Origin of the sequence: Nonomuraea glycinis (assembly GCF_035920485.1) — a bacterium.
Taxonomy (GTDB): Bacteria; Actinomycetota; Actinomycetes; order Streptosporangiales; family Streptosporangiaceae; genus Nonomuraea; species Nonomuraea glycinis.
Map to the genome: position 1 here is coordinate 6876239 of NZ_CP109166.1, position 14011 is coordinate 6890249.

The 14011-nt window shown below is 71.2% G+C and carries 14 protein-coding genes; 8 read left to right on the forward strand and 6 right to left on the reverse strand.

Annotation, left to right across the window (positions count from 1 at the left end):
* Nucleotides 1-47: 47 nt before the first annotated feature.
* A complete protein-coding gene (locus OHA68_RS32300) occupies nt 48-1304 on the forward strand; it encodes a right-handed parallel beta-helix repeat-containing protein (RefSeq protein ID WP_327103608.1) in 1257 nt (418 codons plus the stop codon).
* A gap of 75 nt (nt 1305-1379) precedes the next feature.
* Here OHA68_RS32300 and OHA68_RS32305 read toward each other — a convergent pair whose 3' ends face one another.
* From OHA68_RS32305 to OHA68_RS32315, 3 genes are all read right to left on the reverse strand, one after another.
* Nucleotides 1380-1586 carry a hypothetical protein gene (locus OHA68_RS32305; protein WP_189140282.1) on the reverse strand — a complete coding sequence of 69 codons (207 nt, stop codon included), beginning with the start codon at nt 1584-1586 and terminating at the stop codon, nt 1380-1382.
* 69 nt (nt 1587-1655) lie between these two features.
* Entirely contained in the window at nt 1656-2255 is a 600-nt protein-coding gene (locus OHA68_RS32310; protein ID WP_327103609.1) for a hypothetical protein, read from the reverse strand.
* 172 nt (nt 2256-2427) lie between these two features.
* Nucleotides 2428-3609, reverse strand: coding sequence for an RNA-guided endonuclease InsQ/TnpB family protein (locus OHA68_RS32315; RefSeq protein ID WP_327103610.1), 1182 nt, complete (start codon nt 3607-3609; stop codon nt 2428-2430).
* A 579-nt stretch (nt 3610-4188) separates the two neighbouring features.
* Here OHA68_RS32315 and OHA68_RS32320 point away from each other — a divergent pair.
* From OHA68_RS32320 to OHA68_RS32340, 5 genes are all read left to right on the forward strand, one after another.
* Entirely contained in the window at nt 4189-4824 is a 636-nt protein-coding gene (locus OHA68_RS32320) for an ACT domain-containing protein (protein WP_189140284.1), read from the forward strand.
* A 148-nt stretch (nt 4825-4972) separates the two neighbouring features.
* On the forward strand, nt 4973-6136 hold the full coding sequence (locus OHA68_RS32325) for an acyl-CoA dehydrogenase family protein (protein WP_327103611.1): 1164 nt from the start codon (nt 4973-4975) through the stop codon (nt 6134-6136).
* Nucleotides 6133-6303, forward strand: coding sequence for a hypothetical protein (locus OHA68_RS32330; protein WP_327103612.1), 171 nt, complete (start codon nt 6133-6135; stop codon nt 6301-6303). Before OHA68_RS32325 ends, OHA68_RS32330 begins: the two co-directional genes overlap by 4 nt.
* 62 nt (nt 6304-6365) lie before the next feature.
* Nucleotides 6366-7247, forward strand: coding sequence for a cation diffusion facilitator family transporter (locus tag OHA68_RS32335; RefSeq protein ID WP_327103613.1), 882 nt, complete (start codon nt 6366-6368; stop codon nt 7245-7247).
* Between the two features lie 41 nt (nt 7248-7288).
* Nucleotides 7289-8464 carry an acyltransferase family protein gene (locus OHA68_RS32340; RefSeq protein ID WP_327103614.1) on the forward strand — a complete coding sequence of 392 codons (1176 nt, stop codon included), beginning with the start codon at nt 7289-7291 and terminating at the stop codon, nt 8462-8464.
* A gap of 48 nt (nt 8465-8512) precedes the next feature.
* Here the strand turns inward: OHA68_RS32340 and OHA68_RS32345 are convergent, their stop codons facing one another.
* Complete coding sequence (locus OHA68_RS32345) at nt 8513-9823, reverse strand: ABC transporter ATP-binding protein (protein ID WP_327103615.1); 1311 nt, start codon at nt 9821-9823, stop codon at nt 8513-8515.
* 179 nt (nt 9824-10002) lie between these two features.
* Here OHA68_RS32345 and OHA68_RS32350 point away from each other — a divergent pair, with 179 nt between their 5' ends.
* Both OHA68_RS32350 and OHA68_RS32355 read left to right on the forward strand, forming a co-directional pair.
* The gene (locus OHA68_RS32350) at nt 10003-10251 is read left to right on the forward strand and encodes a hypothetical protein (protein ID WP_327103616.1); all 249 of its coding nucleotides are present in this window, start codon (nt 10003-10005) and stop codon (nt 10249-10251) included.
* A gap of 16 nt (nt 10252-10267) precedes the next feature.
* A complete protein-coding gene (locus OHA68_RS32355; RefSeq protein ID WP_327103617.1) occupies nt 10268-11293 on the forward strand; it encodes a LacI family DNA-binding transcriptional regulator in 1026 nt (341 codons plus the stop codon).
* A 6-nt stretch (nt 11294-11299) separates the two neighbouring features.
* On the opposite strand, the gene OHA68_RS32360 is transcribed toward OHA68_RS32355, so the two are convergent.
* Together OHA68_RS32360 and OHA68_RS32365 are read right to left on the reverse strand one after the other, a co-directional pair.
* Nucleotides 11300-13135, reverse strand: coding sequence for a protein kinase domain-containing protein (locus OHA68_RS32360; RefSeq protein ID WP_327103618.1), 1836 nt, complete (start codon nt 13133-13135; stop codon nt 11300-11302).
* Between the two features lie 129 nt (nt 13136-13264).
* A complete protein-coding gene (locus OHA68_RS32365) occupies nt 13265-13996 on the reverse strand; it encodes an XdhC family protein (protein WP_327103619.1) in 732 nt (243 codons plus the stop codon).
* Between the last annotated feature and the right edge of the window lie 15 nt (nt 13997-14011).

The following is a 14011-nucleotide window of genomic DNA, read 5'->3' on the forward strand; positions in this document are numbered from 1 at the left end:
ACGGTGGCACGACAAATTCACTTTTGAACTAGATTGTGGTGTGCCCGATGAGGTTCCTGTCCGCGGCGGTCATGGTCTCGCTGCTGTCCGCCGCCGTTCCGTCGGGAAGTGCCGCCGCGCAAGCCGCCACCACCTACTACGTCGACTCCAAGGCGGGCGACGACGCGGCGGCGGGCACCAGCGCCACCGCCCCATGGAAGTCCCTGGACCCGGTCAACGCGGCGGACCTCAAGCCGGGCGACACCGTCAGCTTCAAGCGGGGGAGCAGCTTCGCCGGCCCGCTCACCCTGGCGGCCAAGGGCACCGCGGCCAAGCCCATCGTGGTACGGGCGTACGGCACGGGCAAGCCGCCCAGGATCACCGGCCGCACCACGGCCTGCGTCGTCATCACCGGTGCGTACTGGCACGTCAGCGGCCTGCGCGCCACCGGTTGCGAGTGGGCCGGCTTCGAGATCACCGGTGACCGCAACGTGCTGGCCGGCATCGAGGCCGACCACAACGTCACCGGCGTCTCCATCACCCGCACCGGCGCCCGCAACACCGTCAGGGACAGCAAGATCACTGACAACAACCGGATGAGCGTCAACGACGAGGGCGGCGACAACGACTCCGGCGCCTTCGGCATCCTCATCAACGGCGACGACAACTTCATCGCCGACAACACCATCACCGGCAGCCACGCCAAGAGCCACGACTACGGCGTCGACGGCGCCGCCATCGAGATCTTCAGCGGCAACCGCAACCGCATCCTGCGCAACATCTCGCGCGACAACAACACCTTCACCGAACTGGGCGCCAAGAAGGGCGACACCGCCACCGGCAACCTGTTCGCCTTCAACGTCGTCACCTCCACGCTCAAGAGCGGCTCCTTCCTCGTCACCCGGGGCGCCGGGCACGTCGTCGGGCCCGTCAAGGGCACCGTCGTCCTGCACAACTCCGTCTCCATGCCGGCCAGGAAGACGATCGGCTGGTCCTGCCACGACGGCTGCTCCCCGTCCATCCTCAAGGTCCGCAACAACGCCATCTCCGTGGGTGGCGAGGCCGGCTACGAGGACGGCAAGGGAGCCGACGAGGCGGGCAACGTCTACCGGGCGCGCTCCGCGAAGTTCCGGCTCGGCTCCCGCTCCGTCATGGCCGACCCGCGCTTCGTCTCCCGCAGCGACCTGCGGCTGCGGGCCGGCTCCCCGGCGCGCGAGCGGGCGGTACGGCTGTCACCCGCGTGGTTCGGCGGGGAGGCCTTCGCCAAGGACGTCAACGGCAAGCCGCTGCCCTCGGCCCCGCACGCGGGCGCCTACCAGGGCTGACCGCTCACCCCGGTTTCCCGCCCCGGCACGCGTCGGCGGCCTGATGACCCGTGCCGCCGTACGGAGCCGTGCGGGTCAGGCCGACTGCCAGCGGGACAGGATGGCCTCGTCGTCGAGGTCGGTGTGCCAGGCGGGCTCTTCGGGGTCGGCGAAGGGCAGCCAGCGGTCGTAGTCCGGGGTGTCGGGGGAGACGTCGCGGGTGCCGTGCACGCGGGTGCCGTCGTCCAGGACGGCGGTGGTGGGGACGCGCAGGGCGCCGCCCGGGAGCATGAGCACGGTCATGGGCGTCCCTTCCCCTGGTGTCCACGTGAGGCAGCCAGCATAGCCGCCGGGGCCGAGCGCGGGTCGTGGTCAGCCGATCCCATAACGTTCGGACATCCAGTGGTACACCTGGTGGGCGGTGTGCTCATCGTCGCCGAGCAGGCGGATGAGGCGGCTGGGGCGCCGGGTGAGCACGCAGGCGAAACTCTCCGCGAACAGCTCCGAGACGTCCTCCCGGTAGGGCGGAGCGAGGTGAGGGCGGCGCAGCGCGTGCAGCACGACCCACCACTTGCCGGCGGAGGGGCGCCCGTCGCAGTCGTCGATGGCGTGGCCGAGTTCGTGGCCGCAGACGCTCACGGAGGGTGAGGGCACGCTGCCGATCGCGATGCGGCGCAGGGCGGGGTCGTAGACGCCGGCGCTGCGCTCCCAGGTGCCCTGCTGCTGGGGGAGCGGGATGGCGCGGAGTTTCTCGAAGTCGGGCAGGTCGGGGACGGCGCCGGGGCCGACGACCAGGCCGCCGCTGAGATGGTCGGCCAGGCGCAGGCCGAGCGCGCGGGGGACGGCCGCCAGGGTCATGATGGCCAGCAGCGATTCGGGCGGCGGGAAGGCGCCGGGCTCCCACATGCGCGTCAGGCGGTGCTCCAGGACACCGACATGCAGCCATCCGGGCCATCTTCTCCTGCGCCTCACGCCACCGCGCTCTCTGCACGTCTGTCCCGCGGCCACCCTCCGTAGCCGGGATCAATAATTGCGTATTTGTCAGCGACGAGAGGCGGATCGGGCCAACGACATGCTTGAAGTCAGCTTCTCGGTCCTGAAGGGACCGAGCTTGCAGCTCCTTGCCGTCGATGGCTTCGACGGTTCAGGCCGCGTCGTCGGCAGCGTGACTCACTGCCCAGTCCGCGACGCCGCGGGTGGCGATGTTGCGGGCCGCGTTGACGTCGGCGTGCTCAGCGAAGCCGCACGACGTGCAGGAGAAGGTGGCCTGGCTGGGCCGGTTGTTTCTGTCCACGTGCCCGCAGCGTGAGCACTGCTGCGAGGTGAAGGACGGGTCAACGTGGAGCACGACGACCCCGGCCCGGCGGGCCTTGTAGGTGATGAAACTTCCGAACTGGTGGAAGCTCCACGTGTGCAGGGTGACCCGCTGGGGCTTGCGGAGCCGTACCCGGTCACGGATGCCCTGGAGGTCTTCCAGGGCGATGCCGTGGCCGGTGCGCTGGGCCTCGGTCACGATGCGTTTGGCGATCACATGGTTGGTGTCGGCGGCGAACCGCGCTTCTTTGCGGCGGCGTTTCTTCAGCAGGCGTTTGGCGGATTTGGTGGCTTTGGCCTGCAGCCGGCGGCGTAGTTCCCGGTGGCGGTGGCGGACCGCGTTCAGTTTCGCGCCGCTGTAGCGGGCCGCGCCGGTAGCGGGGGTTGCGGTGGCGGCTGCGGCGGGAGGTGTGGCGGGGCAGGTGGTGGCGATGTTGGCGATGCCCAGATCGACGCCGAGGAACCCGTCGGGCTCGCGGAGCGGCGGATCGGGGATCTCGATGGTGGCCAGCAGGAACCACATGCCGTCACGGGACAGCAGATCGGACTCGCCGCGGCGGTGCTTCCGTAGTTGCGCCAGCTGGGCGGCCGAGCCGGTGAACGCCACGTTCTTTGCCCGGCCGGTGCTCGTCCAGATCGAAATCGTCCGCGCGTCGTGGTCCCAGGACAGGCAGCGGTCGTCGAACGGCTGGGCCGCCAGCGGGTGGAAGCTGATCGGTTTCGATTCCGCTTTGAGCCTGCGCGGCGAGTTGGCCGGGCCGTAGGTGCCGTTGCGCAGATTGGCCCGCAGGGCGGTGTAGGCGTCGGCGACCTTTTTGATCGTGTGCTGGGCGGGCTGGGACCCCAGGCCGAAGGCGGCCCGGACCTGACCGTAGGTCACCCGGCGCAGGTCACGCCCCGCATGGATCTTCCGGGTGAACGCGATCCGGGACACCTCGTTGGCGGCCCGGTTGACCGCGCGCAGGGTGGCTTCCAAGGCCGCCGCCTGCGCGGGCGTGGGCAGAAGTCTCACCTGCACCACCAGTTTCACAATCGCACACACTACCATTCGGTCCACTCGCCGCGAGACGAACCCAGCCCCGAGATCCGCAGCTGAGCCGCGCACCGGGGCCGACTCTCACAGCACCGCTCGGGCCTGGCGGCCCTCCCGCGCTGCCGTTTCCTCCTGGGCGTCAACGCCCGGGGTTCCACGCCAGATCACGCTGAAAAATCTTCCGAAATACCTCAGTCTGAGGCCGTCGATCCGCCGCTCGCCGTACGACGCCCGGGGGAGCGATCACAGCGGAGGGAGCACGCGGAGTGGTCGCGGCGGAGGGAGCGCGGAGGAGTCGCGGCGGAGGACCGTCGGGGCCCAACTGAATGCACGGGTTCGGTCCGGCGGGAGCCCGGATCGGCTCCCCTCTCGCTTGAGTGCGTCGTGGCAGGGAAGATGGATCGGGGAATACCGCGAAAAAGTGCTTGCCGTGCACTGGTCGACAAGTCCGGATATGTCCGTACATGCTGGGAAATACCGCAGCATCTGTGACATGTCCGTGGAACATGCTGGAAACCTTTCCACGGCACTGTGAGAGCGTCTGGAAAGGGGGCGGCAATGCTGCTGCGATTGAGGGTGTCGCTGCCGGACCAGCCCGGAGGACTGGGCAGGGTGGCGAAGGTACTCGGCACCTTGGGCGCCGACATCCTGCAGGTGACCGTGCTCGAACGTGAGGCCGGCCGGGCGGTGGACGACTTCACCGTCTCCTGGCCCGGCGCGACGAGCCCGGGCGAGGTCCGGGACCGCTTCTCGGCGGTGCCCGGCGTGAAGGTCGAAGGCGTGTGGGCGACGCGCGAGATGCCTGGCTCCGCCCCCGACTACGACCTGCTCATGCACGTGGCCACCGAGCCGGCCCGCGGCCTGGCGACGCTGGTGGACGCGCTGCCGATGCTGTGCGGCGCCGAGTGGTCCGTCGCCTACTGCGACGGCGCCGTACGGCACGCCTCACTGGCCGCCCCCGACCTCATCGACCTGCCCGAGCCACCGCCCAGGGCCGCCACCCTGGACACCGAGAAGCTGCGCCTGATGCTGCTGCCGGTGGTCACGCACGGGCTGCACGTGCTCGTGGCGCGCGCCGAGGGGCCGGTGTTCCACCGCGCCGAGCTGGAACGTGCCGTACGCATTGTGGACGTCGTCTCGACGCTGGCCGCCCGCGCGCGAACGCCCGTGATTGACCCGCAAAACCACGGCTGACTAACGTGAGCGGTCCGAGCAGCGCGTAGAGGAGCCGCCCGTGACCGTTCACGAAGCCCGCGTCGGCCACTCCCACGAAGACCTCGTGATCGGCGACGTCCATCGGCATCATCCCGCAGGCCAAGACCGGTCCCTGGAGGCGTGAGCGATGGACTTCGAGCTGAACGACGAGCAGCGGGCCTTCCGCGAGACGCTGCGCGCCTTCGTGGACAAGGAGATCGTGCCCGTCGCCACCGAGTGGGAGCACTCCGGCCGCTACCCGACCGAGATCGTCGAGAAGATGAAGCTGATGGGGCTGTTCGGCCTCAGCGTGCCGGAGGAGTACGGCGGGCTGGGCGCCGACATGGTCTCCTTCGCCCTGGTCTTCGAGGAGATCGCCCGGGGCTGGATGGGGGTGGCCGGCACGATCGGCTCCCACTCGCTGGCCTGCTGGATGATCGCCCGGCACGGCACCGAGGAACAGAAGCGCCGCCACCTGCCCGACCTGGCCACCGGGGCGCGCCGTACCGGGATCGCCCTCACCGAGCCCGGCGCGGGCACCGACCTGCAGGGCATCACCACGCGCGCCGTACGCGACGGCGAGCACTACGTCGTCACCGGGACAAAGACCTGGATCACCAACGCCCGCCACGCCGACCCGCTGCCCGTGCTGGTCAAGACCTCGATCACCGAACCGGCCCACAAGGGCATGTCGGTGCTGCTCGTCGACCCCGCCGCCGAAGGGTTCGGGGTCAGCCGTGACCTGCCCAAGCTCGGCTACAAGGGCACCGAGACGTGCGAGGTGGTGCTCGACGGCGTCCGGGTGCCGGTGGACGCTCTGCTCGGCGGCGTGGCGGGGCGCGGCATGCAGCAGGTGCTCGGCGGGCTGGAGATCGGCCGCGTCAACATCGCCGCCCGCGCCGTCGGCGTCGCGCAGGCCGCCTACGACGCGGCGCTCGCCTATGCCCGCGAGCGGATCGCGTTCGGCCGGCCCATCGCCGAGTTCCAGGCCATTCAGCTCAAGCTGGCCGACCTGGCGACCGAGATCCAGGCGGCCCGGCTGCTGACCTACTGGGCGGCCTCCCAGGCCGACGGGGGCAAGCGGGTCGACATGGAGGCGGGCATGGCCAAATACTTCGCCTCCGAGGTGGCGTTGAAGGCGTCGCTGGAGGCGATGCGCATCCACGGCGGCTACGGCTACTCCCAGGAGTTCGTCGTCGAGCGGCTCTACCGGGACGCGCCGCTGATGGCGATCGGCGAGGGCACCAACGACGTGCAGCGCCTGGTCATCGCCCGCGCCCTCATCTCGGGCAAGGGCAAAGTGGGCTGGTGAGACCATGCGGACAGGGCACGGGGACGATCGTGAGCACGGCCACGGTCATGGGCACGACCATGGGCACGACCATGGGCACGACCATGGGCACGGTCATGGGCACGGTGACGGTGACAGGCGGCGGCAGGGGGATGGACGCGGTCGGCGGCGTTTCTGGCATGGCGTAGCGCCGCACAGCCACGACAGCGGCGACAAGCTGGACGCGGCCCTGGAGAGCAGCAGCCGGGGCATGCGGGTGCTGGTGGTCTCCTTCGCCGTGCTCATGGCCACCTTCGTCGTCCAGGCCGTCATCGTCGCCCTGTCGGGGTCCGTCGCGCTGCTCGGCGACACCCTGCACAACCTCGCCGACGCGCTGACCGCCGTACCGCTGGCGATCGCGTTCTCCGTCGGCCGCCGCGCCGCCACCAGGCGTTTCACCTACGGCTACGGCAGGGCCGAGGATCTCGCCGGCATCGTCATCGTGCTGATCATCGCCGCCTCCGCCGCCCTGGCCGGTTACGAGGCGGTCACCCGGCTGCTCGACCCCCGGGACATCGAGGCGGTGGCCTGGGTGGCGGTGGCCGGGGTGGTGGGCTTCCTCGGCAACGAGTGGGTGGCCCGCTACCGGATCAAGGTCGGCCGTGAAATCGGCTCGGCCGCGCTGGTCGCCGACGGGCTGCACGCCAGGACCGACGGCTTCGCCTCGCTGGCCGTGCTGCTCGGCGCGGGCGGCGTCGCGCTCGGCTTCCCGATCGCCGACCCGATCGTGGGCCTGTTCATCACCGTCGCCATCCTGTTCGTGCTGCGCGACGCCGCGAAGGAGATCTACCACCGGCTGATGGACGCCGTGGACCCCGCGCTCGTCGACGAGGCCGAGCGGATCCTGCGCGCCGTCGACGGCGTCGAACGGGTCGGCTCGGTGCGGATGCGCTGGATCGGCCACGCGCTGCACGCCGAGGTGGACATCCTGGTCCGGCACGACCTCACGGTCGTGGCCGCGCACGCGGTCGCCGTACGGGCCGAGCACCGGCTCATCCACGAGGTGCCGCGGCTGCGCGCCGCCACCGTGCACACCGACCCGTACGGACCCGCGGACGCCGACCACCATGCCCCGCTGACCGCACATCGCTGACCCCGCGTATGCGCCGGATGAGTCAGGGTAAGTTGTGGCGGGTGTCGATTTCCACGCTGCCCGCATCCCCCCGAACCGGACAGGCCAGACTGGCGTGGCTCGACGCGCTGCGCGGCATCGGCGCGCTGGCGGTGGTGGCCGAGCACATGCTGCCGTGGTACATGCCCTGGGCGCGGCCCTACTGGTTCAGCCTCGGCGTCTACGGCATCTTCGTGTTCTTCCTGGTCAGCGGCTACATCATTCCCGCCTCGCTGGAGCGGCACGGTGACGTGCGGGCGTTCTGGGTCAGCCGCGTCTTCCGGCTCTACCCGCTCTATCTCGCCGTCGCGGCCACGGTGCTGGCGCTGTCCTGGTGGGTGCCGGTGCGGCCGGCGGTGTCCCGTGACGGCGCGGCCGTCGCCGGGCACGCGACGATGCTGCTCGACGTGGCCGGGGTCGCGGGCGTGGCCGACACGATGTGGACGCTCTCGTACGAGATGGTCTTCTACCTGCTGGTCACCGCCCTGTTCATGCTCCGGTGGCATGACCGTAGCGGCCTGCTCGCCATGCTGTTCGCCGCGGGCTCGGTCGTGGTGGGGCTGGTGATGAGCCGGGCGGTGCTCGGCGGCGGCTGGGTGGCCTACACCTCATGCGCGGTGTTCGCCGCCGGGCTGGCCTGCCTGATCACCGGCCGCTTCCGCAGGACCGCCGGGTATGTGCTCGGGGTGATGGCGCTGGTGATGCTGGTGCTCAACAGCCGGGTGCCGTGGCTGGGTGTGGCCGTGGTGGCGCTGATGTTCGCCGGGACCGCGATCTACCGGTGGGAGCGCGGCGAGGGCGGCCTGTGGCCGGTGGCCGTCACGGCCGCGCTGGTGGGGCTCGCCCCTGTCTGGGCGATCATGTCCGGCTGGTGGTGGGTCGAGCCGGACGTGTGGATCACCACGATCGTGCTGGCGGCCGCCACGTTCGCGGGCGGCATGGCGCTGCGCGGCAGGCGGGTGCCCCGCCTGCCGGCCTGGCTCGGGCTGATCAGCTACTCGCTTTATCTGGTGCACCATCCGCTGCTGAAGTACTTCAGCGAGTTCACCGGCGACCTGCGCCGCTCGCCGGTGCCGCTGCAGATCGCCATGTCGGCGCTGGCCATGGCCCTGGTGCTGGGGGTCAGCGTGCTGACCTACCGCTGGGTGGAGCGGCCCATGCAGTCGCTGGGCCGCCGCCTGGCCCGGCCACGCGCCTAGCGCCCGGCCACGCGCCTGGCCACGCGCCTGGCCCGGGTGAGAAGGACGTCAGCGGTGGGGTTTGTCGATCCGGGTGCCCTCGGTCGTGAAGATCATCAGGCGGGTGTGGTCCACGGCGACCTTGGCCGCGTCGCCGGCCCGCCACGCGGGGCGGTTGCCGAGCCGGACGATCAGGTCCGCGCGGCGGTGCCCGCCGCTGCCCGGATGCTGGCCGACCTGCTCCTGCGCCTGCGCCTGCTCCTCCCGCGGCTGGAACAGCCGGCGCACCAGCCCGCCGAGGCCGCCCCGGCCGCCGTCCAGGTCGCTGTCGACCACGCGCCGGTCCGGCGGCTCGGGCACCGGTACGGCGGGCATGCCGCACTCGACGTAGGCCATCCACTCGTGACCGTGATACTCAAGGGCGCGCACCCGGCCGAAGAACGACGGCCCCTCGTACGACTCCGGCACCGGCGCCAGGCCGTCCGGGCGCATGCCGACCAGGACCTGGCTGCCGGTGTGCTGCGAGATGGCGTACGCGCGCGGATCGCTCCACGGGATGGTCAGCTGATGCGGGCCGAAGTCGAGCAGCACGAACTGGTTCTGCGGCGTGCGCACGGTCGCCGCCAGCAGGTTCAGCTGCTGGGAGTTGAGGAACGCCGCCACGAAAGCGGTGGCTGGATCGTTGTAAATCTGGGCGGGAGTGCCCACGTCCTGCAGGACGCCCTTGTTGAGGATGGCGATCCGGTCCGCGAGCGTGAGCGCCTCGACCTGGTCGTGCGTCACATAGATGGTGGTGACGCCGAGCGACCTGACCAGGGCGGAGATCTCCATCCGCAGCTCAGTCCGCATGCCGGCGTCCAGGTTCGACAGCGGCTCGTCCATCAGGAACAGCTTGGGCTGCCGGACGATGGCGCGGCCCATGGCGACCCGCTGGCGCTGCCCGCCGGACAGGGTGCCGGGACGGCGGTCCAGGGTCTCATCGATGTGCAGCGCCTTGGACAGCTCGAAGACGCGTTCGCGGACCATCGCCGGGTCCGCCTTGGCGATCTCCAGGGGGAAGGCCATGTTGCCGCGCACGGTCCGGTGCGGATAGAGCGCGCCGTTCTGGAAGACCATGGCGACGTCACGATCGCGGGGCGGCAGGTGGTTGGCCAGCTCACCGTCGAGCCAGAGCTCGCCTTCGGTGACGTCCTCCAATCCGGCGATCATCCGTAACAAGGTGGATTTTCCACATCCGGAAGGACCCAGGAGGACGAGGAATTCGCCATCCTGCGCCCTGAGGCTCAATTGGTCGACCGCCAGGTGGCCGCCCGGATACACCTTGGTCACTTTGTCGAGAACGACCGAGCTCATGGGCCCACACCTTGCACGCTGCGTCATCTGTAACTATGGCTGATCGGAGGGGTAGTACATCGCGCCTTAACGCCATGTGTCCACCCTTGACACAAAGGATCTCTATAGCAGAGGTCTTAAGGGGGGAGTTTCAGCGCTCTGTGCGTCAAATGTCCGAATAAATGGCATCTGAAAGTGCTTGCGTAATCTTGCGGTAAGGCCTTTCAATGGTCGGGACGACCGGGGGTGAAGCATGGGCGCACGACGGCCGCGACGCGCTGATCTACCAGGTGCGTCTCGCCGGAGGGAACGACCACGGCGCGGGCGGCCCGATAGGTGTTCGCGATCGCCTGCCGCCCCTCGCGAGACTCGGCGCGGACGCCCTCCGGCCCACCCCCTCTTCCTGCGACCTGGTGGATCGCCGACCCGCCGACCCGCTGCACGCCTCCAGCGCACCCGACTCCGCCACCTGGTGAAAGTAAAGTGTCAGGCATGAACGGTCACGCCCGCCTCGCCGACATCGCCGCCCAGGCCGGGGTGAGCGAGGCCACCGTCAGCCGCGTGCTCAACGGCAAGCCGGGCGTCTCCGCCACCACCCGGCAGGCCGTGATGGCCGCGCTCGACCTCATGGGCTACGAGCGGCCGCCCCGCCTGCGGCAGCGCAGCAACGGGCTGATCGGCCTGGTCACCCCCGAGCTGGACAACCCGATCTTCCCCGCGTTCGCGCAGGCCGTCGAGCGGGCGCTGACCCAGCACGGCTACACCCCGGTGCTGTGCACCCAGCTGCCCGGCGGCGCCCCCGAGGACGAGTTCACCGAGCTGCTCGTGGATCGGGGCGTCAGCGGCATCGTGTTCATCTCCGGCCTGCACGCCGACACCACCGCCCGGATGGACCGTTACACCCGCCTCACCGACCGCGGCCTGCCGATCGTGCTGGTCGACGGCTACAGCGAGCGCATCGACGCCCCCTTCATCTCACCCGACGACCGGATGGCCGTCCGCCTGGCCGTGCAGCACCTCGTGGACCTCGGGCACGAGCGCATCGGGCTGGCGCTCGGCCCGCGCCGGTTCGTCCCGGTGATCCGCAAGATCGAGGGCTACCGGCAGGCGATGGCGCAGTTGCTCGGCGCCACCGACGTCGACGCGTTCATCTCGCACTCGCTGTTCTCCGTCGAAGGCGGCCAGGCCGCCGCCGCGCAGCTGCTGGCCGGAGGCTGCACCGGCATCGTGTGCGCGAGCGACCTCATGGCGCTCGGCGCGATCCGCGCCTGCCGGGAGCGGAGCCTGTCGGTGCCGGGGGAGGTGTCGGTGGTCGGGTTCGACGACTCGCCGCTCATCGCCTTCACCGATCCACCGCTCACCACCGTACGCAAGCCGATCGGCGCGATGGCGTCGGCGGCCGTGCAGACCCTGCTCGAAGAGATCAACGGCGCTCAGGCCAAGCACGTCGAGCTGATCTTCCAGCCGGAGCTGGTGGTCCGCGGCTCCACCGGCTCCGGGCCCCTGGTCAACCGCTGAGCCCGCTCAGTCCAGGACGAGCCGGACGCCGGTGCTCAGCGCGGAGTCGTGCAGCTCCAGCTCGGTCGGCTCGGCGTTCTTGGGCAGCTCGAACAGCAGGGTGCCGGTGAAGGACTCGCCGGGGCCGATGCTGATCGGCTTGATCCGCGCGCCCTCCTTGTCGAGCAGCCCGGCGGCCTCGTGCGGGGTCGCCTTCCGGTCCAGCAGCAGCTGCTGAGCCGGGTAGAGGACCCGGGCCTCCGGGCCGACGTTGGTGACCTTCAGGCCCACCCGGCAGGTCCGTGCGGCGGCCTCGCCGGCCTTGGCGCACTTCGTGCCGGTGACGGCGAAGTTGAGCCTGCCGTCCTGCACCGGGCCGCCGGCGTCGCCGATGGCGGGGCCGCGCGACAGCCAGACGAGCACGACCACCAGCAGCGCCAGGAACACCAGCGTGATCAACACCGCGGCCATGCACCCCGTCAGCAGGCTCCTGCCCGGCTTCTTGGCAGGCCGGAACCCCGGCGGCCCGCCCCGGCGAGGCGGCAACGGCCCTTGCCCGGCCTGATGGGGCGGCGCCCCCTGCCCGGCCTGGTGAGGCGGTGACCCTTGTCCGGCCTGGTGAGGCGGTGACCCTTGTCCGGCCTGATGGGGCGGCGATCCCTGCCCGGCGTGACGGGGTGGAGGCTGCCCGCCCCGAGGCGGTAGGGGAACCGGCCCGGTCCGATGCGCCAGCGGCACCGGTCCTGTCCGATGTGCGGGCGGCACGGGCACCGGGCCTGTCCGGTGCGCGGGTGGCAGGGGCACCGGGCCTGTCCGATGCGCGGGCGGCACCGGCACCGGTCCCGTCCGATGCGCGGGCGGCACCGCCCCTGGCCCCTGCCCCGGCGGTGCCTGCCCGGGGGGCGCCTGGCCGGGGGACGCATGCCCGGCGGGCGGCGGCTGCGGGGGACGGGCCTGGGCCAGCGGCGGGAACTCCGCCGGATTCCAGGTGCTGGTGAGGTGGCGGGTGGCGGCGAGCTGCGCGGCGGGCTCGTCCGTCGCGCTCACCAGCTCCAGCAGCAGCTGCTTGGCGGTGGGCCGGCGGGTGGGGTCCGGGTGGATGGCGGCGGCCACCAGCCGGTCCAGCGGGGCGGGCAGGCCGCGCAGGTCGGGCGGCGCGGTGCGGGCACGGGCCGCCATCACATAGGCGTCGCCCTCGCCGAACGGATGCCCGCCCAGCCCCGCGTACGCGATCAGCGACCCCCAGGCGAACACGTCGCCCGCCGGGCTGGTGCGGCCCTCGAAGACCTGCTCGGGCGCGATCCAGCCGGGCGTGCCCATCACCATGCCGGCGTTGGTGTGCCGGGAGCCGACATGGGAGGAGCGGGCCAGGCCGAAGTCGATGACCCGCGGCCCGGCGAGCGTCAACATCACGTTGGCGGGCTTGAGATCGCGGTGCACGAGCCCGGCCGCGTGGATCGCGGTGAGCGCCGCCGCCACGCCCACGGCCGCCGAGTGCAGCATGGACGGCGACAGGCTGCCCTGCTGGATGAGGTGGTCCTCCAGCGAGACGCCGTCGATGTATTCGGTGACGAGGAACAGGACGCCGTCGTGCTCGCCGTGGTCCAGCACGCGGGCGGTGCAGAACGAGGCGACCTTGCGGGCGTTGGAGACCTCTTCGTGGAAGCGCGCCCGATAGACCGGGTCGGCGGTGTAGTCACGGCGGATCGCCTTGAGCGCCACCAGCTCGCCGTCGGCATCGCGCGCCAGATAGACCGTGCCCATGCCGCCCGACCCGATCCGGCTCACCAGCTCGTAAGAGCCGATCGTCGGCGGATCCTCCGGCGTCAGCGGAGTGCCAGCGGAGCGCCCCTGCTGCCCCAACGTCGCTGTCCTCTCGCCCTCGCGGTCACGACTCGACCGGCCGATCCTCCGTCCGGCACGCTCTTTTCCACCCCAGACTCTAATGGGTGTGGGCACACCCCGGTGGCGTGGTGACCGCCTCGGCCGGTTCTAGAGCGTCCCGCGGACGCCCAGCTCGATGATCTGTGCGTAGATCGACACCGCCACCTCACCCGGAGTGACCGCCCCGATGTCGAGACCGGCGGGCACGTGCACGCGATCGCCGCCCGCCACCGCCGCCAGCACCGCCGCGCCCCGCTCGCGGGCGGCGATCAGGCCGATGTACGGTACGCCCGCCGCCAGGGCCGCCAGCAGGACCGGCTCCTCCGACACCCCGTGCGAGGCGACCAGCACGGCGCTCGTGTCGCGGGCGATCGCCGCCCACGGATCCCGGACGGCGGCCACCTGGTGCCCGATCGCCTGCCCGACCGCGGCGAACGCCCGCGCGATGGGGCTCTCGCCGTACACGTGGACCAGCATGGGCGGCAGGACGGCCTCCAGGAAGATCTCCAGCGTGCCGCCGGACAGGCACGGCTGACCCACCGCGACCAGCCCTTCCTCCTCGCGCGGCTCGTCCGCCTCCGGGGTGATCCGCAGCAGCGTGGCCTGGCCGGGGCGCCGCCGCTGGAGGAGCCGCAGGCTCTGCGCCCGCACGGTGTCGACGGCGCAGTGCCCGCCGACGAACCCCTCGATCGTCCCGTCCGGCAGCACCAGCGCCCGGTCGCCCGCCTTCGCACTGGCGGGCCGCCGCGCCCGCACGACGGTGGCCAGCACGTACGGCTCCCGCCCGGACCGCAACGCGTCGGCCCTGGCCTGAAGGTCACCGGGCCCTGACGAGGACACCTGCGGCGAGAACTG